The 22,328-nt window shown below is 72.9% G+C and carries 17 protein-coding genes, 1 pseudogene and 1 riboswitch; of the genes and pseudogenes, 5 read left to right on the top strand and 13 right to left on the bottom strand.

The features are described 5' to 3' along the window. Position 1: 1 nt before the first annotated feature. The 4 genes from OG550_RS23275 to OG550_RS23260 form a co-directional block, all read right to left on the bottom strand. The gene (locus OG550_RS23275; protein WP_327680534.1) at positions 2-1,948 is read right to left on the bottom strand and encodes an ArnT family glycosyltransferase; all 1,947 of its coding nucleotides are present in this window, start codon (positions 1,946-1,948) and stop codon (positions 2-4) included. After that, positions 1,948-3,030, bottom strand: coding sequence for a glycoside hydrolase family 26 protein (locus OG550_RS23270; protein ID WP_327680532.1), 1,083 nt, complete (start codon positions 3,028-3,030; stop codon positions 1,948-1,950). Before OG550_RS23270 ends, OG550_RS23275 begins: the two co-directional genes overlap by 1 nt. Continuing rightward, a complete protein-coding gene (locus OG550_RS23265) occupies positions 3,027-4,544 on the bottom strand; it encodes a glycosyltransferase family 2 protein (protein ID WP_327680530.1) in 1,518 nt (505 codons plus the stop codon). The genes OG550_RS23270 and OG550_RS23265 overlap by 4 nt, the downstream gene beginning before the upstream one ends. 209 nt (positions 4,545-4,753) lie before the next feature. Beyond that, positions 4,754-5,701 (bottom strand): hypothetical protein, encoded by a 948-nt coding sequence (locus OG550_RS23260; protein WP_327680528.1) that lies wholly within the window; start codon positions 5,699-5,701, stop codon positions 4,754-4,756. A gap of 368 nt (positions 5,702-6,069) precedes the next feature. After that, positions 6,070-6,192, top strand: a riboswitch (cobalamin riboswitch). 185 nt (positions 6,193-6,377) lie between these two features. Between OG550_RS23260 and OG550_RS23255 the strand changes: the two genes are divergently transcribed. Together OG550_RS23255 and OG550_RS23250 are read left to right on the top strand one after the other, a co-directional pair. Beyond that, positions 6,378-8,816: a ribonucleoside-diphosphate reductase subunit alpha gene (locus OG550_RS23255; protein WP_327684079.1), complete on the top strand. Its 2,439-nt coding sequence runs from the start codon at positions 6,378-6,380 to the stop codon at positions 8,814-8,816. Between the two features lie 20 nt (positions 8,817-8,836). Further along, positions 8,837-9,832, top strand: a complete 996-nt coding sequence (locus tag OG550_RS23250; protein WP_327684077.1) for a ribonucleotide-diphosphate reductase subunit beta — start codon at positions 8,837-8,839, stop codon at positions 9,830-9,832. Between the two features lie 62 nt (positions 9,833-9,894). Here OG550_RS23250 and OG550_RS32810 read toward each other — a convergent pair. Continuing rightward, positions 9,895-10,322 (bottom strand): annotated as a pseudogene (locus tag OG550_RS32810) (DUF5753 domain-containing protein); the annotation flags it as partial. A gap of 317 nt (positions 10,323-10,639) precedes the next feature. Between OG550_RS32810 and OG550_RS23245 the strand changes: the two are divergent. Next, entirely contained in the window at positions 10,640-11,923 is a 1,284-nt protein-coding gene (locus OG550_RS23245; RefSeq protein WP_327680526.1) for a VanZ family protein, read from the top strand. A 194-nt stretch (positions 11,924-12,117) separates the two neighbouring features. After that, positions 12,118-13,182 carry a ferritin-like domain-containing protein gene (locus OG550_RS23240; protein WP_327680524.1) on the top strand — a complete coding sequence of 355 codons (1,065 nt, stop codon included), beginning with the start codon at positions 12,118-12,120 and terminating at the stop codon, positions 13,180-13,182. 111 nt (positions 13,183-13,293) lie between these two features. Here OG550_RS23240 and def read toward each other — a convergent pair whose 3' ends face one another. The 8 genes from def to OG550_RS23200 form a co-directional block, all read right to left on the bottom strand. After that, positions 13,294-13,935 (bottom strand): peptide deformylase, encoded by a 642-nt coding sequence (gene def / locus OG550_RS23235; protein WP_327680522.1) that lies wholly within the window; start codon positions 13,933-13,935, stop codon positions 13,294-13,296. A gap of 81 nt (positions 13,936-14,016) precedes the next feature. Continuing rightward, positions 14,017-15,006 carry a tetratricopeptide repeat protein gene (locus OG550_RS23230; protein ID WP_327680520.1) on the bottom strand — a complete coding sequence of 330 codons (990 nt, stop codon included), beginning with the start codon at positions 15,004-15,006 and terminating at the stop codon, positions 14,017-14,019. Positions 15,007-15,228: 222 nt separating this feature from the next. Next, positions 15,229-16,515, bottom strand: a complete 1,287-nt coding sequence (locus tag OG550_RS23225) for an HD domain-containing protein (RefSeq protein ID WP_327680518.1) — start codon at positions 16,513-16,515, stop codon at positions 15,229-15,231. Between the two features lie 56 nt (positions 16,516-16,571). Next, positions 16,572-18,032 carry an HD-GYP domain-containing protein gene (locus OG550_RS23220; RefSeq protein WP_442906170.1) on the bottom strand — a complete coding sequence of 487 codons (1,461 nt, stop codon included), beginning with the start codon at positions 18,030-18,032 and terminating at the stop codon, positions 16,572-16,574. Between the two features lie 299 nt (positions 18,033-18,331). Then, positions 18,332-18,739: a mycothiol system anti-sigma-R factor gene (gene rsrA, locus OG550_RS23215; RefSeq protein WP_327680514.1), complete on the bottom strand. Its 408-nt coding sequence runs from the start codon at positions 18,737-18,739 to the stop codon at positions 18,332-18,334. Beyond that, the gene (locus tag OG550_RS23210) at positions 18,736-19,479 is read right to left on the bottom strand and encodes a sigma-70 family RNA polymerase sigma factor (protein ID WP_442906169.1); all 744 of its coding nucleotides are present in this window, start codon (positions 19,477-19,479) and stop codon (positions 18,736-18,738) included. Before OG550_RS23210 ends, rsrA begins: the two co-directional genes overlap by 4 nt. 303 nt (positions 19,480-19,782) lie before the next feature. Beyond that, positions 19,783-20,433, bottom strand: a complete 651-nt coding sequence (locus OG550_RS23205) for an alpha/beta hydrolase family protein (protein WP_327680512.1) — start codon at positions 20,431-20,433, stop codon at positions 19,783-19,785. 68 nt (positions 20,434-20,501) lie between these two features. Beyond that, complete coding sequence (locus tag OG550_RS23200; RefSeq protein ID WP_327680510.1) at positions 20,502-21,254, bottom strand: SOS response-associated peptidase; 753 nt, start codon at positions 21,252-21,254, stop codon at positions 20,502-20,504. A 145-nt stretch (positions 21,255-21,399) separates the two neighbouring features. Between OG550_RS23200 and OG550_RS23195 the strand changes: the two genes are divergently transcribed. Further along, positions 21,400-22,116: a M50 family metallopeptidase gene (locus OG550_RS23195; protein ID WP_327680508.1), complete on the top strand. Its 717-nt coding sequence runs from the start codon at positions 21,400-21,402 to the stop codon at positions 22,114-22,116. Positions 22,117-22,328 lie beyond the last annotated feature (212 nt).

The following is a 22,328-nucleotide window of genomic DNA, read 5'->3' as shown; positions in this document are numbered from 1 at the left end:
GCTACTGTCTGACCCAGATCCGGTAGTACCCGGTTCCACCGACGTGTGTGAAGGGAATGCGTCCGAGGAGTCGGTAGTGCGGACTCTCCGTGATCGCCTCCGCCACCACCCGGTCGGTGTCCGGGGTGGCGACGCCGTCCAGCACCACGAGGTCGAACCAGCCGTCGGCGATCGCCGTCCGGTAGCCGTCGTCGCCGGTGTGCAGCGTGCCCGCCTTGTCGACGTACCCGATGCCGTAGGTGGACGTCCACTGGCTCTGCAGGGTCAGATCGCGGGTGTAGTAGACCGGGACGTTGTCGGCCGAGGCCAGGTACCGGCCGGTGGGGCTCACGTGCTGGCGCACCACCTCGGTCATCCGGGTGGAGTCGGGCCAGGTGTCGAACCGCCAGGTCGACTGGCTCAGCCCGAGGGCGAGCGCCACCACCCAGAGCAGGATCCCCAGCTGCGGGTGCCGGAAGTGCGGACCGACCAGGCGGGCCAGGCCGATGCCGGCCATCGGCGCGGCGAACAGCAGGCCGAAGCCGAGGTGCTTGTACAGCGCCACCGAGGTGTTGAGGTGCATCTGGTAGGCCGGGGCGAGCAGCGCCGTCCCGGTCAGCAGCAGGCCGAGGAGGATCCGGCGGCGGCGGCCGGGCCCGGTCATCGTGCGCACCAGCGGCGACTCGTTCATCCGGCCGCGCAGCGCGTACGCGATCGCGCCGCCGACCGCGGTGACGAACATCAGGCCGCCGAACTCCACGCACTGGCGGGCCAGCTCGGTCCAGGGCTCGGTGCCGTGGGCGCGCTGGGTGGTGGTGGCCCGGACGCCCTTGAGGACGTCGGTGAAGGTCATCCCCAGCCAGAGCAGGCCGCCCGCGCCGCCCGCGAGCAGGACGCCGCGCAGCAGCGGCTGGCGGTTGCGGTTGCGCCGCCCGGTCAGCACGGCCAGCAGCACCAGGCTGGGGAGGTAGAGCGCCGAGGCGTACTTCAGTCCGACCGCGAGCACCATGACCGGCGCGGCGGCGAGGACGGCGGCCGCGGGGGCCCGGTCGGTGCGCACCACGACCCAGACCGCCAGGGCGAGCAGCAGCACCGCCGGGGCGTCGTAGGTGGCGAAGAAGCCGAGCACCACGGTCGACTGGGTCACCGCGAACATCGCCGCGGCGCCGAGCGCGACCCGCTCGTTGAACAGCCGCCGGGTCGAGCCGTAGAGCAGCGAGGTCGTGCCCAGCATGCAGAACAGGCTGAACAGGCGGACCCCGAGCATGCCGAAGTGGTTCTCCAGCACCGCGGCCGCGATCGGGTACAGCGTCGGCGCGCCGGAGAAGTAGGTGTTGTAGTCCTTCGGGACGGGGGTGTCGTAGAGCCAGTGCGAGAGCTGCGCGTGCCCCGCGTACATGTAGAGCGCCTCGTCCTGGAACGCGGTGTTCGACAGGCGCACGGACATCGCGGTCTGGATCAGCAGGATGACCAGCAGCAGCGCGCGGCTGATCCACGAGCGGCGGCGGCCGGAGTCGAGCCTCCAGCTGGCCTCGGGCACCGACGGCAGGGTGTAGCCGGGCCCGTCGGGCGGGCCGGCGTCGGCGTCGGTGTCCTCGGCGTCCGGATCGGGGTACGGCTCGTCGTCGCTCCGGTCGTCGTCGCTCCGGTCCTCCCCGGTGGACCGGTCGCCTTCCCCCGACCGCTCCCCCCGGTGCCGGGAGGGCGGCGACGGATGGCGGCTCTCGAACCACGAGCCACCGGTGTCGGGCACCCGGTTCGGCGCCTCGGCGGCGGACGCCTCACCGGGCGACGGGTCGTCGGCGGGCCGGTCGTCGACGGGCCTGTCGTCGGCGGGCCGGTCGTCGGCGGGCCGGTCGTCGGCGGGACGCAGACCGACCGACCCGGCGCCCTCGGGGGCGGCGGCCGCGCCCTGTGGACGCGGGCCGGGGATCCGGCGGCGGCTGCGGGGCGTGGGGGAGGGCGTCATCAGGGGCTCTTCACGTCGAAGCTGTAGCGGCCGTCGGACACCGCCTGCTTGAACGCGCTCTGGGACTGCGGATCACCCTCGATCCGCCAGTCGACCTCCTTGTTGAGGTTGAACCAGATGAAGCCCAGGCAGTCGGGACGCTTGATCACGTTCGCGGCGAGGTTGTAGATGTCGGACACCTTGCGGGCACCCGGTTCGGAGCCCGTCTCGGCGATGATCCACGGCTTGTTGGTGAAGGTGCGGATCTGCGTGAGGGTGGGCGTGTAGAGGGTGTCGAAGGTGCCGGCTTCCAGATGCGTGTAGTAGGCGACGATGCCCACCCAGTCGACGTAGGTGTCGCCGGGGTAGTAGGGCTTGAGCGCGACCGCCGGCACCGGGTTGATGCTGTTCGGGCTCCAGACCCAGATCACCTGGCCGACTCCGAGCTGGGTGAACACGTCGTGCAGGTGCCGGTAGGCGGCGACGAAGTCGGCCGCCGTGGTGGTCTTGGTGCCCCAGTCGTACCAGGTGCCGTTGAACTCGTGGGCGAAGCTGATCGCGACCGGCACGTTGGTGTTGCGGACGGCCGCCGCGTAGCGCTTGACGTAGTCGTCGTACTTGCCCGCGGCGATGTCCGCCAGCGGCGTCTTGTAGGGCTCCCAGGCGATGAACGGCAGCGCGCCGCCCTGCCACGCGTTGGTCACGCCCTTGACGTCGTACTCGTCGCCCCAGCCCGAGTAGTACTCGACGATGTTCGGCCGCTTGCCGATCCGCCCGGCGAACTCGTCCACGCCGGCCATCGACTGCGGGGCCCCGTCGACGGCGACACCCAGGTACTTCTTGGCCGGCTTGAGCAGCGGCCGGACGTCGTACGGCAGCGCGGTGGCGGGCGTCGACGGAGCGGCCACGGCGGTCGGGGCGGCGCCGGTCGTACCCCCCGGGGAGGGCGCGGCGGCGACGGCCGCCGCCGCGGGGCCGAGCGGCTTCTCCCCGAGCAGGTCGCAGGCCGCCAGCGGGAGTACCAGCAGGGCCGCCACGAGGGCGCGGGCCAGGGCGGCACGCGCCCGGCGGCCGTCACGGGCGGTGCGGGTGGGGAGGGTCATGCCGGGGCGTCCTGGGATCGGGGCTGGATGAGGATGCGGCCGACCGTCACCGCGTAGAACAGGCCTGAGGAGAGCACCAGGGCGAAGTCCAGCGGGTTCAGCGTGAACATCCGGTAGACCGCGGCGACCACCCAGACCAGCGCGGAGCCGCCGCCCCAGACGATGACGCCGGCCCAGAACCGCCGCTGCCGGTTCTTGGCCTTGCTGGAACCGGTCGGCTGCCAGCCCCGCTGGCGGCCCCGAACCAGGTCCCAGACCGCGAAGAAGTGCGCCCAGCCGTACATCATCCGGCCGGCCCAGGCCTCCAGCCGGTACGGCGCCCGGTGCCAGAGCGGGAAGATCAGGGTGGCGTACACCAGGCTGGGGATGACCAGCACCAGGTGCTCGACCTTCAGCAGGTCCGGCCGCCAGAGCAGCAGCATGATCGGCAGCATCGGCAGCGCGAAGGTCAGCAGCGCGGTGTGGATGTAGTAGAGGAACCCGGAGACGTAGCAGAGCCGCGTGGTGAAGTCGAGGTCGGTGTTCCAGAACTTGCGGCTCGTCATCAGCGACATCGACCCCATGCACCAGCGGTACTGCTGGTTCTGGAACGCCCCGGCGTTGTCCGGGCAGACGCCGGTGGACAGGGCCACGGGAATGTACTGCAGGTCCCAGCCGAGGGCCCGCAGGTCGAAGCCGGTGTGCACGTCCTCGGAGTGGGCGATCAGCGTGGTGCCGCCGTTCTCCACCAGCGCGGCCCGCCGGTAGACCGCGCAGCTGCCGACGCAGATCGCGCCGTCGTTGCGCTGCCGGGCGACCTGGACCGAGCGGTAGAAGAGCTCCTGGATGGCGCCGGCGCCGCGCTCGATCCAGTTCTGCGAGTCCAGCACCCGGAAGAACTGCGGCGACTGGACGATGCCCAGCTTCGGGTTGCGCTGCAGGTACGGCAGCACCTCGTGCAGCAGGTCGTGCCGGGGCGCGAAGTCCGCGTCCAGGATGAGGATGAACTCGCCGTCGGAGCGCCCGAAGCCGTAGTGCAGGTTGCCGGCCTTCTTGAACCAGCCGCGGTTCTCCCGCACGCCGTACCGGAACCCGAAGTCGGCGGCCATCGCCTCGACCTCCGGACTCGCCGCGTCGTCCAGGACGTACGGCATGACCAGGCCCGGGTAGTGCTCCGCCATCTTGCGGACGTACGTCCAGGTGTTGTGCAGCACCTCGATCGGCTCGCCGCAGACCGGCAGGAACACGTCCACCGTCGGGTGGGTGTCAGGGCTCCACTGCCGGACCAGCCGGCGGTGCTCCCTGATGTCGAAGTTGGGCGTGAAGCTGTTCACGCGCAGCGACACCACGTAGTAGACGACCGTGAAGAACAGGAACGGGACGCAGAGCCAGAACCACGACCCGAGCGAGTACAGCTCGGCCTGGCTGACCACCAGGCAGCCGAAACTCACCACCGAACACAGGGTCAACACCCACTGGTGCCGGACGGTGTAGCTGTACTTCTCCTGGGAAGTGGGCGGCGCCGGGAGCAGCATCGCCGGAACAGGCTCCCCCTGTCCGCGTCTGCGGCCCGCCGCTCTGCGCCGTCTGCTGGTCGCATTGACGGCAGCGCTCACCGCGCGGTACCTCCTGCTCGCTGATTCCCCACCAGGGCGGCCGTGGAGAGTGCATCCCTCCCCCCGGCGGCGGTCATCCTATCGGACCGCCCCCGGCCTCCCGACTCAGCCTTCCCCCGGTCCCGCGGTCAGCCGCTGCGACCGCCGCGGCCCAGCAGGACCTCCTTGGCGCGCCCCGCCAGCGGGGCGGCCGCGGCCGCCGCGATCTGGTCGCTCTGGTCCGCGCCCTGCTTCAGCGAGCCCGCCACCGTGAAGTAGCCGAAGCGGCCGATCGACGCGTGCGTCTCGGTGCAGCCCGACTTGTCGGTCACGCAGAACATCGCGACGCCGGTGCCCGACAGACCCTGGATCAGGCCCGCGTGCCGGCCGAGCGCCCGGTCCGCACCGGCCTTGTTGTCGAAGACCGCGATGCCGACCGTGACGGCGCTCTCTCCGTTGACGTACGTCGCGCGGACCAGCGAACGGCAGGTGTCGTCGCCGAGCGCGAGGCCGAGCCCGCCGGTGGTCGCCTTGGAGCAGGGTGCGGTCGACCCGGTCACCTGACGGGTCCACACCTTGCCGTCGATGGTCCGGGTCTGGTCCGGGAACAGCGTCGCGGCGTCGACCGGCAGCTTGTCGGTGGCGGCGTCGGAGATGGCCGCCACCGCCTGCTCGGTGGGAGTGCCCGTGGCGGACGGACCGCCCGCGGTGGACGAGCTCGCGACCGGCTGCGGGTCGTCGCCGCCCTTGTCCCTGCCGTTGATCCACACCCCGGCCCCGACGATCCCGCCGACCAGGACGGCCGCCACCACGACCGCGCCGATCCACAGGCGCTTGCGCCGGCGCGCATCGGTGGCGTGCCGGTCCGCCATCGCGTTCCAGTCCGGCTCGGCGGACGACGGCGCGACCGGCTGCGGCCCACCGCCCTGCGGGGACCACTGGACGAACTGCGTCGGAGCGCCGGCGACCGACTGCGCCTGCGGCGGGAGACCCTGCTGCGGACCCTGCTGCGGACCCGGCTGGTGACCCTGCTGCGGGCCCGGCTGCGGACCCGGCTGCGGGTACGGCACCGAGCCGGACGGCACCTGCGGCAACACCGGCGGCGGTCCCTGCGGCGGCACCCCCGCCCCCGGCTGGACGTACGGCGTCGCAGGCGGCCCGAACCCGCCGGGCGGCGGCACCGGCGGCTGACCGTGCTGGGGCGCCGGCCCCGGTGCCCCAGGCTGCTGACCCTGCTCCGGCGGCACGGCCCGACTGGCCCGATCCCCCGGAGCGCCCGTTCCCTCGCTCATGTGCCGAGATCGTAGGGCATGCACCGGACGAGGGGTCGATCCGGTGACCAATCCGTTTCAGAACACGGCTCCGGGCGGGTGTCCGGACCCCCGCCCCGGTACCAGCCGTCATCGGGCCAACACGCCGCGCTGCACAACATGTGGTGTCGCATCGGGAGAGCACCACTAGATGTATGCTCAATCCTGCTGTCGACGCAGGGGAACCCGGTGCGAGTCCGGGACTGCCCCGCAGCGGTGAGCGGCCGCCCCCGACGGGGCCCGCGAGTCCGAGTACCTGCCGACGGTGTGCGAGCGCCTCCCCGCAGAGGCCCCAGCACGAGCACCACCTTCCGGGCCTCGCGGGCGGGCCGGGGACGACACGCCGCGCGACGCCCAGGGCGCCCGCGCCGTCCTCCCCTGCCCCGAACGGCCCGGTACCCCGATCCACAGCCGCCGATCGCCGCCAGGAGAGAGCGCCTTGACCACCGCTGCCTCAGTCACCCTGCCCGCCCAGGGTTCCAGCTCCGCCCCCACCGCCCCGACGGTCTCCGACCCGGGCGGCGCGCTCCTCCGACTGCTGACCGACCGCAGCGCCGACCTCCCCCAGGTGGACCCCGGCCACGTCGCCGCCGCCGCCCTGCGCGGCCGCCACGCCGGATCGGACTTCGCCGAGCTGCGCGGGCTGGCCGTGGACGCCTCCGCGTCGATGATCGCCGAGGACCCGCAGTACTCGAAGCTGGCGGCCCGGCTGCTCGCGCTGGAGATCGTCGACGAGGCGGCGAGCCAGGGCGTGGTCTCGTTCTCCACCTCGATCACGGTCGGCCACGCCGAGGGCCTGATCGGCGACGCCACCGCGGCCTTCGTCGCCAAGCACACCGACGCGCTGAACGCCCTGATCGACCCGGCCGGCGACGACCGCTTCGAGTACTTCGGCCTGCGCACCGTGCAGTCCCGCTACCTGCTGCGCCACCCGATCACCCGCAAGGTCGTCGAGACCCCGCAGCACTTCCTGCTCCGCGTCGCCTGTGGCCTGGCGGTCGGCGACAACGAGCAGTCGGTGCGCGAGGTGGCCGAGCTGTACCGCCTGATGAGCCGGCTGGAGTACCTGACCTCCTCGCCGACCCTCTTCAACTCCGGCACCCGGCACCCGCAGATGTCCAGCTGCTACCTGCTGGACTCCCCGCTGGACAACCTGGACTCGATCTACTCGCGGTACGCGCAGATCGCCCGGCTCTCCAAGCACGCCGGCGGCATCGGCCTCTCCTACTCGCGGATCCGCTCGCGCGGCTCGCTGATCCGGGGCACCAACGGCAAGTCGAACGGCATCGTCCCGTTCCTGCGCACCCTCGACTCCTCGGTCGCCGCCGTCAACCAGGGCGGCCGCCGCAAGGGCGCGGCCTGCGTCTACCTGGAGACCTGGCACGCGGACATCGAGGAGTTCCTGGAGCTGCGCGACAACACCGGTGAGGAGGCGCGCCGCACCCACAACCTGAACCTGGCGCACTGGATCCCGGACGAGTTCATGCGCCGGGTCAACGCCAACGCCGACTGGTCGCTGTTCTCCCCGGCCGACGTCCCCGAGCTGGTCGACCTGTGGGGCGCCGAGTTCGACGAGGCCTACCTGAAGGCCGAGCTGGCCGGCAAGGCCGTCCGCACCATCCCCGCGCAGACCCTGTACGCCCGGATGATGCGCACCCTGGCGCAGACCGGCAACGGCTGGATGACCTTCAAGGACGCCTCCAACCGCGCCGCCAACCAGACCGCGCTGCCCGGCCGCACCGTCCACTCCTCCAACCTCTGCACCGAGATCCTGGAGGTCACGGACGACTCCGAGACCGCCGTCTGCAACCTCGGCTCGGTCAACCTCGGCGCCCACGTGGCCGCCGGCGCGACCGCCGCCGACCTGCTGAACGCGATGGACTGGGACCGCCTGGACTCCACCGTCCGCACCGCCGTCACCTTCCTCGACCGCGTGGTGGACATCAACTTCTACCCGACCCCCGAGGCCGGGGCCTCCAACTCCCGCTGGCGCCCGGTCGGCCTCGGCGTGATGGGCCTCCAGGACGTCTTCTTCCAGCTCCGCCTGGACTTCGACTCCGCCGAGGCCAAGCGGCTCTCCACGCTGATCGCCGAGCGCATCATGCTCACCGCGTACGAGCGCTCCGCCGACCTGGCCGAGCAGCTCGGCCGCCACGAGGCGTACGCCGAGACCCGCGCCGCCCGCGGCGAGCTGCACATCGACCACTTCTTGGAAGGCAAGCACAGCCCGAGCGCCGCGCCCGAGTGGGCCGACCGCTGGGAGGCGCTGCGCGCCCGCGTCGCCACCACCGGCCTGCGCAACTCGCTGCTGCTGGCGATCGCCCCGACCGCGACGATCGCCTCGATCGCCGGCGTGTACGAGTGCATCGAGCCGCAGGTCTCCAACCTGTTCAAGCGCGAGACCCTCTCCGGCGAGTTCCTCCAGGTCAACCCGTACCTGGTGCGCGAGCTCAAGGAGCTGGGCGTCTGGGACGAGCAGACCCGGGACGCGCTGCGCGACGCCAACGGCTCGGTCCAGGAGCTCGGCTGGCTGCCCGCCGAGGTCCGGTCGCTGTACCGCACCGCCTGGGAGCTGCCGCAGCGCGCGCTGATCGACCTGGCCGCGGCCCGGATGCCGTACATCGACCAGAGCCAGTCGCTGAACCTGTTCATGGCCGCGCCGACCATCGGCAAGCTCAGCTCGATGTACGCGTACGCCTGGAAGGTCGGTCTGAAGACCACCTACTACCTGCGCTCGCGCCCGGCGACCCGGATCGCCCAGGCCGCCTCCGGGACCGCCCGCGCCGCCGCCCCGGTCCCCGTCGGCCCGATCGGCGCCGGCACCCCGACCCTCACCCCGGAGGAGGAGGCCGCGCTGGCCTGCTCCCTGGAGAACCCCGAGTCCTGCGAGGCCTGCCAGTGAGCACCCCCGACCGCGAGAAGATGCTGCTCGACCCTGGCTTCGAGCTGACGCTGCGCCCGATGCGCTACCCGTCGTTCTACGACCGGTACCGCGACGCCATCAAGAACACCTGGACGGTGGAGGAGGTGGACCTGCACTCGGACGTCGCCGACCTGGCGAAGCTGAGTGAGGGCGAGCGGCACATGATCGGCCGGCTGGTCGCGTTCTTCGCGACCGGTGACTCGATCGTCTCCAACAACGTGGTGCTGAGCCTGTACAAGCACATCAACTCCCCGGAGGCGCGGCTGTACCTGAGCCGTCAGCTGTTCGAGGAGGCCGTGCACGTCCAGTTCTACCTGACGCTGCTCGACACCTACCTTCCGGACCCGGAGGACCGCAACGCGGCCTTCGCCGCGGTGGAGAACATCCCCTCCATCCACCAGAAGGCCCAGTTCTGCTTCAAGTACATGAACGCGGTCGACCACATCGACTCGCTGCAGAGCAAGGACGACCGCCGCGCGTTCCTCCTGAACCTGATCTGCTTCGCGGCCTGCGTCGAGGGGCTGTTCTTCTACGGCGCCTTCGCGTACGTGTACTGGTTCCGCTCGCGCGGCCTGCTGCACGGCCTGGCGACGGGGACGAACTGGGTGTTCCGCGACGAGTCCATGCACATGGACTTCGCGATGTCGGTGGTCGACACCGTCCGCGAGGAGGAGCCCGACCTCTTCGACGAGAAGATGGCCCAGCAGGTGACGGAGATGCTGGAGGAGGCCGTCGAGGCCGAGCTCCAGTTCGCCCAGGACCTGTGCGGCGACGGCCTGCCCGGCATGAACACCGCGTCGATGCGCGAGTACCTCCAGGCCGTGGCCGACCAGCGCCTCGCCCGCCTCGGCATGCCGATCCGGTACGGGTCGACGAACCCGTTCGGGTTCATGGAGCTCCAGAACGTCCAGGAGCTGACCAACTTCTTCGAGCGCCGGGTCTCCGCGTACCAGGTCGCCGTCGAGGGCTCGGTCGCCTTCGACGACGACTTCTAAGCGACGAGGAACCGACAGAGGTGCCCCGCACAGCCACAGCCGTGCGGGGCATCACTGTTGAGTCAGTCGGTCGGAAACTCCCCACCCTTGACCCCGGCGAGGAACGGCTGCTCGTCGGTGTCTCCGGGAAGACCGCCCCAGGGGTTCGGGGAGTCGGTGAGACCGAACATCACCAATGCTCCGCAGGCGCCAGCCGTGGCGCCAACTTCCAATGGCACAACCTGCAAGGTGGTGTTCGGAAGCTGAGCAACCTCGGCAAGGTGCTCCGACTGCGCTCGTTGGACACTCCTGCCTCCGACGGGGCACCTGAGCGCCGGCTCCCGGATGATCGCCCGGAATCTGGCCGGGTCCGTCCTGGAGAGGCCTTCCTTCCCTCCATCCGAATCTCAACAAGCTGCTCGATGCGCTCCGGTCGGACGGCAGCCGGATTGGCTTCCAGCACTGCACGGGCGTAGTGCTCGGTCTGCAACAAGCCTGGCACGACCATCGATTGCCACCCGCGAGGCCCACCGGGACTTCATCCGCATCTGCATCGGCCCCGGCAGCGGCGACGGCGTCGCCCGCTGCCTCGCCCGGGGCGGTCTGTCGGGGCGCGGGATCCCACACGAAGCGGGATGAAGATCGCCCACTGGTCCACTTGTCCGGATCGGAGGTATGCGGAAGGCTTTCGACCTGCCGGGCCATGCCACGCAAGGGGCTGCCCGGTCTCAATCTGTGGGCTGGGGGGCCGCGCTGCAACGCGGGGAGGGCGCGGGCCGAGCCCTGCGCCCTCCCCGGGCCACTGCCCGACCGCATCCCGGAAGACCGATGATCGACGCGATTCTCTCCTCAGCTCCCGCTCTCTTCCCCGTCTTCGCCGTGCTCGGCCTGGCCCTCGGCACCGTGGCCTCGTGGCAGGCCCGGCCCCGGCAGTGGCCGGCGGCCGCCGCAGTGCTCTGGGGGCTGTCGCTGGCGGGAGAGGTCGCGGCGACGCTGACGCCGACCGTCACCGGGTCGGCCGGGAAGCCGACCTGTTCGATCGGCAGCGGGGTGTGGGAGACGGCTACCACGCTGCAGGGACTGATGAACATCGCCCTGTACGTGCCGCTCGCCCTCTTCGCCACGCTGGTCCTGCGCCGGCCCCTGACCGTCCTCGCGGCGTGCGCGGTACTCTCCGCCGTGACCGAGGTCTGCCAGACCCTCCTGGGAACCGGCCGCTCCTGCGACGCCGCGGATCTCGTCGACAACGTTCTCGGTGCGCTCATCGGCACGGTTACCGCGGTCCTCTGGTTGTGGCTCCGCCGCCACAAGCCGCCGTTCGGACGCCGGGACGGCCTCCACGGCCTCGCCGCAGCCGGCACCGGCCTCGCCGCCGTCACGGCCGTCGTCTGGCTGTACGTACCGCTCCATCACGATGCGGCGGGCTTCAACGCGCCCCCCGCGGCCGACCAGACCGAGCTGCCCCAACACATCGCCGCCCAGCTCTTCGGCCCCGGCACCGTGTTGCAGACCACCCGCCTGACCAGCACCCCCGAGAAGCCCTCCCAGCCGATCCTCGACGCCACCACCGACCGCGGCCAGTTCCGGATCGAGTGGCCCACCGGGCTCCTTCTCGACAGTGCCTCGGCCGACAGCCGGATCGACCCCGGGCCGCTCACCCGGGACCAGGTCCTCAAGGTCGGCACCGACTTCGCGGCGGCCTGGTTCCCCGACCTCACGCGGGCCGTGACTCCGACCCTGACCTCCACCGACACCGCGGGCGGCGCCTACATGCTCACCTACCGCCGCTACAACGCCGACAACGTCCTGATGCCCATGCGCCTGGACATCACCATCTCCACCTCCGGCCGGGTCATGGCCTCATCCGCACGCCGGACCGCCGACCCCCAGCTGCCGAAACCCACCGTCACCGCCGACACGGCCAAGCAGCGGGCCGTCACCGCCGTGTCGGGATCCCGCGCGGACACCACCTTCCTCCTGGCGAAGGAGATCGACGGACAGTGGCGGCCCTGCTGGGTGGTCAACCTCATCAAGCCCGGCGAGACTCAAAGCTCCGGCACGGTCGAGTTCATCGACGCCGTCACCGGGCAGTCCGTGGCACACCAGGGGTGAGTGCGCCGTCGACAGGCTGCTGATCGTGAGCGGCCTCCTCCCCGCCCCGCCCTGCGGTCTCGCCGGGCGGGGCGGGGAGGAGGGGGTAGGTGCGGGCGTCCGGATGAACTCGGGGGCACGCCTGGCGGAATGTTTCCGTGTGCGATCGGTTCCCGAGTACGGTCCGGCCACGACCGACCGAAAGGGGAAGCACCGTGACCGGGGTCCTGGACTACGAGAGCGCCGACATCGTCCGGCTGATGGACATGGCCGAGGACGACTGGACCGAGCAGGAGCTCAAGGACGCGCTCCAGCGGGCCGCCATGCTGGAACTCTCCACCATCCCGCCCTACGCCACCGCGCTCTGGTCGATCACGGACCGGGACGACGACGAGCCGGTGTTCCACGGCGTCAAGGAGATCGTCTTCGACGAGATGTCCCACTTCGGGCTCGTCTGCAACATGCTCACCAGCATCGGCGGCACCGTGGTCCTCACCGACCCGCTCACCGTCCCCAAGTACCCCGGCGAGCTGCCCGGCGGCGTCAACCCCGGGCTGGAGGTCTTCCTCAGCGGGCTGAGCCGCGAGTCGGCCGCCCTGTTCGCCGAGATCGAGAAGCCCGAGAAGCCGCTCGCCTTCGCCCCCGACGGCAACACCATCGGCGCCTTCTACCAGCGGATCGCCGACGTCTTCCCCAGGTTCGCCGGCCTCATCCAGGACCGCAACCAGGTCACCTTCCCGCTCGCGAGCCACGGCACCGGGAACAACATCGTCCCGATGACAAGCCTCGACGCGATCCTCAAGGCCATCGAGATCATCAAGGCCCAGGGCGAGGGCACCGCGGCCTCCCCCGAGAACCCCTTCCCCGGAGCGCCCGGCGAACTCGCCCACTACTACGTCTTCCTGGAGATCGCCAAGGGCCGCAAGCTCGTCCGCGACCCGAACACGGGGCAGTTCGACTTCAACGGCCCGGAGGTGCCGCTGCCCGCCACCGCCCCGGTCGGCCGGGTCCCCCGCGGCGGCTGGGCCGGGGACCCCGGCAACGCGCCCGACCAGGCCACCGCCGCCCTCCTGCACGAGTTCAACCAGCGCTACAGCGACATGCTGCGCGCCCTCGAACACGCCTGGAGCGTCCCCAGCGGCCAGGGCGGCGGCTCGGTCGCCACGGCGAGGGGTCTGATGGGCGCCATGCGCGAGTCCGCGATCGGGATCAGCGCGGTGAAGCTCCCCGCCGCCCCGCACCTCACCTACGGCCCGGAGTGGCTCTTCGTCGCCGGCTGACGCGGCGGGCCCGCCGGCCCCACCCGTGCGAGCACGTCCGGACCCACCCCGGACACGGCGAAGGGCCGGGGAGCACCGGCTCCCCGACCCTTCGCCGACCCGCCTGCGGCGTCAGCTGTTCGGGACGGTCGCGTAGCGCGGGGTGCCCTCGCCCATCTGCTTCAGCGCGTCCTTGCGGTCCCGCTTCGACAGCTTGTCGATGTACAGGAAGCCGTACAGGTGGTCGGTCTCGTGCTGGAGGCAGCGGGCGAAGAACCCGGTGCCCTCCACCCGGACCGGGTTGCCGTCCTTGTCCTGGCCGGTCACCGCCGCGTAGTCCGGGCGGGGCAGCTCGGCGTACGCGGTCGGCACCGACAGGCAGCCCTCGTTGCCGTCGTCCAGCACCCGCCGGCGGTCGGCCGGGTACTCCTCCAGCACCGGGTTGACCACGTGGCCGACGTGCCGCACGCCGTCGTCGTCCGGGCAGTCGTACACGAAGACCTTCAGGTCGACGCCGATCTGGTTGGCGGCCAGGCCCACGCCCTCCGCCGCGTACATCGACTGGAACATGTCGTCGATCAGGTCGGACAGACCGCCGTCGAAGGCGGTCACGTCCTTCACCTCGCGGTGCAGCACCGGGTTGCCGAAGACGGTGATCGGACGCGCCGTGCCCCGGGAGAGGTCCGGCTCCTCACCGACCACCTTCACCGGCTGGTCCCCGCCCTGCTCGGGCTCGTGGTCGTGGTCGTGCTGGTGGTCGTGCTGCTCCGCCATCGCTGCTTTCCGCTTCCGCTTCCGTCGACTGCCGCGCCCGTGGACTGTCAGGCCCGTACCGGTCAAGGGTAAGCGGCCCGGTCAGCAGACTTCTTCGAGATCCCGATATGCCCGGCTCGCCGGGGCCGCCGCCGCCCAGCGGTCCAGCAGCGTGCGCACCAGACCGGCCGGCGCGGCGATCCCGCACTCGCGCTCGACCAGCCAGGACATCCCGCCCGCGCCCTGGCTCAGGTGGCTCAGGTGGCCCGGGTGCGCGGCGTCCCCGTCGTCATGCGGGTCGTGGTGGGCGGTGTGCCCGTCGTCCGAGGCCATCCGGCTCTCCGAACAGGCACGACAGAGCAGCCGCACCGAGGACGTCCAGTCCTCCGCCGCGTAGCCGGCGTCCGCGACCAGCCGCTCCAGGGCGTCCCGGTCCGCCGCCGTCGCCGCCTGCAGCAGCACGACGTACGTCGGCACCGGGGACGGCGCCCACAGCTCGATCTCGTCGAAGACCGGGAAGGCGACCCCGTCGGTGACCCGCTCGCCGTGCGGCGCCCCGTCGTGCAGCACCACCTCGCCCCAGCGCCGGCCGGAGGAGGGCAGCGGGATCGACAGCACCTCGATCCGGGCCGGGTCCAGCCGCCGGCCCCACACCACCTCGGACTCGCCGTCCGGCGAGAGCCGCACCGGCGTCGTCCCCAGGTCCAGGCTGACCGGCCCGTCCTGGTGCCCGCCCGGGCCCCCGGGCAGCCGCAGCCCGTACGCCTGCCAGGCCCGCCGGGCCAGCGGCCAGTCCTGCAGCGCGGTCGCCGTGATCCCCAGGTTCCACCAGTCCGGGGCGCCCTGCTCGCGGTCCAGCAGCGCCACCGCCCGCAGCCCGGCCGCCCGCGCCTGCTCCCAGTCGCGGCGGAACTTGTGCAGCAGCGCGAGGTTGAACCACGAGTCCGACAGCCACGGCTCCAGGTCGGCCGCCATCACCAGCAGCGCGCCGGCGTCCTCGTAGCGGCCGTCACCGATCAGCGTGAAAGCCCGGTCGGTCGTCTGCCGCCAGGTGGCGGACGGCCGGTGTCGTGCCCGGTGGAAGATCCTCACGTTCGTCCCTGCCGTCGTCGTCCGCTCAAGTCCCGTGTCCGCTCCCGCGTCCCGGGCCCGGTGCCCCGGGTCGGTGTTCCACGCTACGACCGCATCCAACCACGCCCACCGCCGCCCGCGCTTCCCACCGCCGCGGTTGCCCGTCTCCGGCCCCCACCCCCAGCCTGCCCGCCCCGCCCCGCAGGCTCAACCCCGGACGGCGCCGGACCGCCGCGGCCCCGGCTACCCGCGCACCCGCACCAGCGCGTCCACCACCCGGGCGTCGTACACCCTCCCGCGCCCCAGCCGGAGCACCTCCATCACCTCCAGGCGGCCCACCGCCTCGCCCACCCCGCGCCCCCGCGCCGCCGTCAGCAGGTCGTCGTGCGCGTTCGCCACCCGGATGATCCGCGCGGCCAGCGGCACCGGCCGCCCGACGCCGCCCGGCCCGGGCCACGGGTCGGCCAGCCGGGCGACCTGCTCGGCGACCTGCCGGGGCACCCCGGTCCGCCGGATCACCTCACTGCCGAGCCGGGCGATCCGCTGCTGCTCCTCGTCCGGCAGCAGTGCCGTCGCCCCGCCGGGCACCGGCTCGACCAGCGACAGCTGCCCGACGTCGTGCATCAGCGCCGCGTACTCCAGCAGCGCGAGCTCCCGGGTGCCGAGGCCCAGCTCACGGCCGAGCGCGCAGGCGGTGTCGGCGACCCGGCGGGCGTGCCCGGGCGGGGTGTAGCCGGCCACCTCGGTGGCCTTGGCCAGGCTCGCGATGGTCTGCCCGGTGGTGGCCCGGACGGCCGCCGCCCGCCGGAACGACACCTGGGCGAGCAGCAGCGGCGCGCAGAACAGCGGCAGCGCCCAGAGCCCCACCTCACCGGCGGCCAGGCTGACCAGCATGCCGGTGGCGACGATCGCCGACCCGATCCCGAACAGCGAACGCAGCTCGTCCTCCAGCGCCGCCGGGAACCGCAGCCCGGTGCGGGCCCGGCGCAGCAGCGCCGCCAGGGTGGCGTCGCAGAGCGCGGCGAGCGCGGCGACGGCCGTCAGGAACGCGCCGTACGCCGGGCCGTCCGCGGAGTACCGGTCGACCACCCCGCTGTTGTAGAGCGGCTGGAACACCACGGCCGCGAAGGCGGCGCCGAGCAGCCGCCGGGCCGCGCCGTCCCACCGGGCCCGGTCCCCCCAGGGCGGGCGCCGGTGGCCGCGGGCGCCGTGCGGGCCCGGCAGCGCCGCCCGCACCGCGGCGGGCAGCAGGGCGAGCAGCAGCCCCGTCCCGGTCACCGCCACCACCTGGAGCGCCCCGTGCGCGGTCGGCAGCCCGCGCAGCGGCCCGAGCAGCGCGTACGCAAGCGCCCCCGCGGCCCCGATCGGCGCCTGCTCACGGTCCCCCGGAAGGGTGATCCGGACGCACTCGCCGAGCGCGATCAGCGCGGTGAAGGCCAGGGCCACCCCGGGCTCGGCCACCCCGCGGACGGCGACCGCCCCGAACGCAGCGGCCAGCAGCGCGAGCGCCCCGGCGTGCACCACGCGCACCAGGCCCGCGCTCCTCGTCCGCGCGCCCGCCGGCCTGCCCCGGTCGGCCCCCGCGCTCACGACGGCCCGGCCGTCGGCACGGTGCCGCCCTGGGCGGGGACCCCGCGCGGGGCCGCCCGGGCCGGTTCGGGCACGCCGAGCGGGATGTCCGGCACCGCCCGGATGCAGTCGACGGGCGGCGGCAGCACCGGCTGCCAGTCGTGCACGGCCAGCGCGGAGACCAGCGCCCGCACCATCACCGGGTCGAACTGGCTGCCCGAGCAGCGCTCCAGCTCCGCCACCGCCTCGGCGACCGGCCGGCCGCGCCGGTAGGAGCGGGTCGAGGTCATCGAGTCGAAGGCGTCCGCGACCGAGATGATCCTTGCGAACTCCGGGATCTGGCCGCCGGCCAGTCCGCTCGGGTAGCCCCGTCCGTCCATCCGCTCGTGGTGGTGCAGGATCCCGGCGTGCGCCTCGCCCAGGAAGGCGATCCCGCGCACCAGCTCGTACCCGTGCACCGGGTGCACCTCGACGGCCCGCCGCTCGGCGTCGCTGAGGGGACCGTTTCTGCGCAACAGCTCGGTGGCGACGCCCAGCTTGCCGACGTCGTGCAGGACACCCGCGTACCGCAGGGTGCGCAGCCGCTCGGACTCCATGCCGAGCTGGCCGGCGATCAGGACGGCCGCCTTGCCGACCCGTTCGCTGTGCCCCCGGGTGTAGGCGTCCTTGATCTCCACCGCCTGCACCAGCGCCTGGACGGTGGCCTGGTGGGCGTCGCGCTCCCGGTGCCCCTGGGCGAACACCCAGGCGGAGATGGTCAGCGGCAGCAGGGCCAGCAGCGCCGCGAACGCACCGTACGGGCCCTGCCACAGGACGGCGACCATCAGCCCGCCGGCCGCGTGCACCAGCACCGGCAGCCCGACCGCGGCGGCCGGCCCGCGCAGCAGCACGGTCGCCCGGCGGCCCTCCGCCAGCACCAGCATGCCGCCCACCAGAACCCCGTTGACCAGGCAGAACGCGCCGAGGGCGGCGAACCCGGGGAGCAGCGCGGCGGGGAAGCGGGAGCCGAGCAGCAGCTGCGGACCGGCCAGCAGGTGGAAGACCACCGAGGCGGCGAAGGCGGAGAGCGCGAGCTGGGACCCGTTCCAGAGCTGCCGCCGCCGGCAGACCGGTTCGGCGGCGCCGACCAGCGCGGCCGGTGCCGCCACCAGCGCGGCGGCGGCCGGCGGCAGCATCAGCACCCCGGCGAACAGCACCGGGAAGAAGGCGTTGACACTGGGCCGGGCCGGCACCCGGAGCCGCACCGGCGGACGCCGCAGCGCCATCCGGACCAGCCGCAGGCACGGCGTGGGCAGCCCCTGCGCGAGCGACTCCCAGCACCCGTGCAGGAAGGCCAGCAGCCCGACCTTGGGCCAGTCCACCGGAGCACCGAGCCAGTGCGGCGGCTGCGTCGGGCCCGGTACGGGCAGCAGCGGCAGCAGGCAGCAGAGCGCCGCCACCGGGACGGCCACGAGGTAGCGCGCGGCGCCCTCCGGCAGGTCCGCGTCTCCACTGTCGGTAGCGATCTCGACCTCCCCGCCGTCCTGGCCCGCGCGGCGCCCGGCGCGCCGGGCCAACCGGCGGTGAGCGCCCGTCAGGAGGATAGGGCGCTGTTCCGCTGCGGGGACGCATGATCGCGGAATGCCGCAGCTGGCACACCCCCAAGTCACTCGAACGAGTGACGGCGCACACGAGCGGAAAGAGGGCGGCCCCGGGAGCACTCGCTCCCGGGGCCGCCCCGCGCACGCCGTTCGGCGCACAGGTCACTCCTCGCCCGCCGCTACCGGCGGGCCTCCGCTCACTCCGCCTGGGCCCCCGCCTCGACCGGGGCACCGGAACGGGCGGACGGCTCGTCCGCCGCCTCCCCGGAGGACCGGGCCGGTCCCGCCACCTCGGCGTGCACCTCGACCGTGGTCTCGACGGCGACCACCACCGTCTCGCCCGAGCGCTGCCCGGCCCGGATCGAGTCGATCCTGGCCAGCACCTTGCCCCGCAGATCGGCCGGGGTGTCGTCGCAGCCGCAGGAACGCTTGATCAGTGCCTTGATCGCCTGCTCCAGCCCGTACTGCTTCAGGCACGGCGAGCATTCGTCGAAGTGCTCGCGCAGCTTGGCGCAGTCGCCCTCGGCCATCTCGTTGTCGAGGAATTCGTAGAGGTGGTCGAGGACCTCGCCACACTCGGTGTCGTGCGGATCGCCGCAGCTCATGAGCCCGAGCCCTTCGCTTCCTGCCCTGCCCCACTGCCGGCCGGGACCAGCCCGCGCTCACGGGCGTAATCCTCCAGCATGCCGCGCAGCTGACGGCGGCCGCGGTGCAGCCGGGACATCACCGTACCGATGGGAGTACCCATGATGTCCGCGATCTCCTTGTACGCAAAGCCCTCTACGTCCGCGAGATAGACGGCGATACGGAACTCCTCCGGGATGGCCTGGAGGGCGTCCTTGACGTCGCTGTCCGGGAGGTGGTCCAGGGCCTGGGTCTCCGCCGAGCGAAGGCCGGTCGACATGTGCGACTCGGCCCTGGCCAGCTGCCAGTCCTCGATCTCCTCGGCGGCGGTGCGCTGGGGCTCCCGCTGCTTCTTGCGGTACGAGTTGATGAACGTGTTGGTGAGGATGCGGTACAGCCAGGCCTTGAGGTTGGTGCCCTCGCGGAACTGGTGGAACGACGCGTACGCCTTGGCGAACGCCTCCTGGAGCAGGTCCTCCGCGTCCGCCGGGTTGCGGGTCATCCGCAGCGCCGCCGAGTACATCGGATCCAGGTAGCCCAGGGCGTCGCGCTCGAAGCGCTCCCGCCGGGCCTCCTCGCTCTCCTCCGCCGACACCCGGAAGGTGTCCTCGCCGATCGCCTCGGCCAGCTCCTCACCGGTGAGCGCCGCACCCGTGGGCAGGCCCTCCTCCGGGCCCCCGCCCGGCTCGGCCTCGTGCTCGGTCCCGACGACCGGACCCACCTCCTCGGCATGACGGACACGGCCCACGGCGGGCCGCCCCGAAATGGAGGATATCGGGCTGACGGGCTTCTCGCCCGCGGCAATCCACTCCGACCAGGAGGGGGCGAACGCCGCCGCGGCCTCGCGCTCGTCCGGCCGCTCGGGGCACGCGATCGAACCCATCTGCCCTGCCTTCCATCGGGACTCAAGCTGACGAGGGTGTCAACCACTGGAATCACTCCCGCATTCCCGCCCCCCGCCCGCAGTTCGCTCGAACGGGTGAACGGACGGCGACAGCCCGCGCACGGAGCGCCGGAACGCCCCTCAGAGCAGCCGCAGCACCCAGTCGCCCACCGCCGAGACGATCAGCTCCAGCACCTCGCCCTGGCCCACCGGCGCCCGCTTCGGCACCTCGAAACCGTGGTTGCCGTACTCCAGCGCCACCAGCTCGTGCGTCCCCGGCAGCTCCGGGAACTCCGCCGGCCCACCGAACGGGTCCGCCCCGCCCTGCACCACCAGCGTCGGCAGGCCCGACCCCAGCAGCTCCTCCGCCCGGCTCCGCTCCGGCCGGCCCGGCGGGTGCAGCGGGAACGCCAGCGCCACCACCCCGGCCGCCCCGGTCTCCGCACCCGTCCGGCACGCCACCCGGGCCCCGGCGCTGCGCCCGCCCACCACCAGCGGCAACCCGGCGCCGGCCAGCCGCTCGGCCACCGGCGTCCACCCCGCGTCCAGCGTCCTCGGCGCGGGGGCGACCCGCTTCCCGGCCACCCGCCAGGGCTGCTCGACCAGCGCCACCGAGATCCCCCGCGCGGGCAGCGCCCCGGCCAGCGCCACCAGGTCCCGCGCCTCGACCCCGCCGCCGGCGCCGTGCCCCAGCGCCAGCACCGCCCGGGGCACGGCCGCCCGGTGCAGGGTGATCCGGGCGTCCCCGGCGGTGGTGGGGACGAGTTCCCTCGTCACGGCTTCCTGGGTCACGGCGGCTCCGGTGCGGGTGGGTGGGTGAGCTGGCTGGGAACGGGAGGACGGTACGGGAGGACGGGGGGTCAGAAGAGCGTGGTCTCGTACTCGACCTCGGTGTACGGCTCGGTCAGCCCGGGCTCGTCGTTGCGGATGCTGCCGACCGCCGGCGACACCGGGGTGGCCCGCAACGCCCCGGGCGGCGGGGGTATCAGCAGCCGCCGCAGCTCCTCCGGGTCGCTCAGCCCCGGGTCCAGCCACTCGTCGAACGACCCCGGATCGAGGAAGAGCGGCATCCGCTCGTGGATCGGCGCCAGCAGCTCCTCCGCGTCGGTGGTCACGACGGTGAAGGTCACCAGCCAGCCCTCCGGGTGGTCCGACGGCACCGCCCGGTTCCGCCAGAACTCGTACAGCCCGGCCAGTGCCAGCGGCGCCCTGTCCACCCGGGAGACGAAGAAGGGCTTCTTCCTCGCCTTGCCCCGCTCGCCCGGCAGCGTCTGCCACTCGTAGTAGCCGTCCACCGGCAGGATGCACCGCCGGGACGTGAAGGCCTGCCGGTACGAGGGCTTCTCGTGCACCGTGTCCGACCGGGCGTTGATCATCTTCACCGCCGTCTCCGGCGACTTCGCCCACTGCGGCACCAGCCCCCAGCGCAGCACCCGCAGCTGCCGCACCGGAGCCCGCTCCCCCTTCGGCACCCGCTCCAGCACCACGAAGGCGCTCTGCGTGGGTGCGACGTTCCAGCTCGGGGCCAGCGTCTCCGCCGGATCCCACTGCCGGACGCCGAACAGCTCGACGATGTCCTCGGGCCTGGTGCTCGAAGCGAAGCGACCGCACATGGCGTCAGCTTGCCACGACCACGACCGCCGCCGGGATTCTCACCCCCTCCTCACACCCGCCGCAGAACCACCCGCCCCTGCCGGGCCGTCCCCCCGCATGGCAGGCTGCCACCCCGGGACGGCCGAACCGAGGCGGAGGAGACCCATGGACGCCAGGACCATCGACGAACTGTGGAGCGCCGTCACCGGCACCCAGCCCGCCCCGCCCGGCTGGCTCGCCCTCGCCACCGGCGCCGCCGCCCTGCTCGCCGTCCTCGCCCGCCCGGTCTGGCGGATAGCCCGCAACGCGGTGACCATCGCGCACGAGGGCGGCCACGGCCTCGCCGCCGTCGCCACGAACCGCAGGCTGGCCGGCATCAGGCTGCACTCCGACACCTCCGGCCTCACCCTCTCCTACGGCCGCCCCACCGGCCCCGGCATGGTCCTCACCGCCGCCGCCGGCTACACCGCCCCCGCCCTGCTCGGCCTCGGCTGCGCCGCCCTGCTCGCCGCCGACCGGATCACGCTGCTGCTCTGGCTCGCCATCGCGCTGCTGCTCGCCCTGCTGGTGCGCATCCGCAACGCCTTCGGCTTCCTGAGCGTGCTGGTCACCGGCGCCGCGTTCTTCCTGGTCTCCTGGTTCGGCAGCCCCGAGGTCCAGGCCGGCTTCGCCTACCTGGGCAGCTGGTTCCTGCTGTTCGGCGCCGTCCGCCCGGTCCTCGAACTCCAGCACCAGCGCCGCCGGGGCCAGGCCACCGACTCCGACGCCGACCAGCTGGCCCGGCTCACCGGCGTCCCCGGCCTCGCCTGGATCACGCTCTTCCTGGTCACCGCCCTCGCCGCCCTCGCCCTCGGCACCACCTGGCTGCTCCGCCCCCTCTGAGCCGCCGCACGGCACCCGCCCGCCAGGGCCGGCAGGGCACACGGCGGGGCCCCACGAACCCCGGCCCTGCCGTAAACGCTGCCCGGCGCCCGCTCGCCAGAGCCGGCAGGGCACCCGCTCACCCCACCGACACACCGGCCCCGCCCCGAGCCACTCGGCACCCGCCCACCCCGCCGGCCCCGGTCGTGCACCGGACCCGCTCCGGGCCCTAC

Source organism: Kitasatospora sp. NBC_00458 (assembly GCF_036013975.1).
Lineage (GTDB): Bacteria > Actinomycetota > Actinomycetes > Streptomycetales > Streptomycetaceae > Kitasatospora.
The sequence above is the reverse complement of the archived record's forward strand: the minus strand, read 5'-3'. Positions and strand labels throughout refer to the sequence as shown.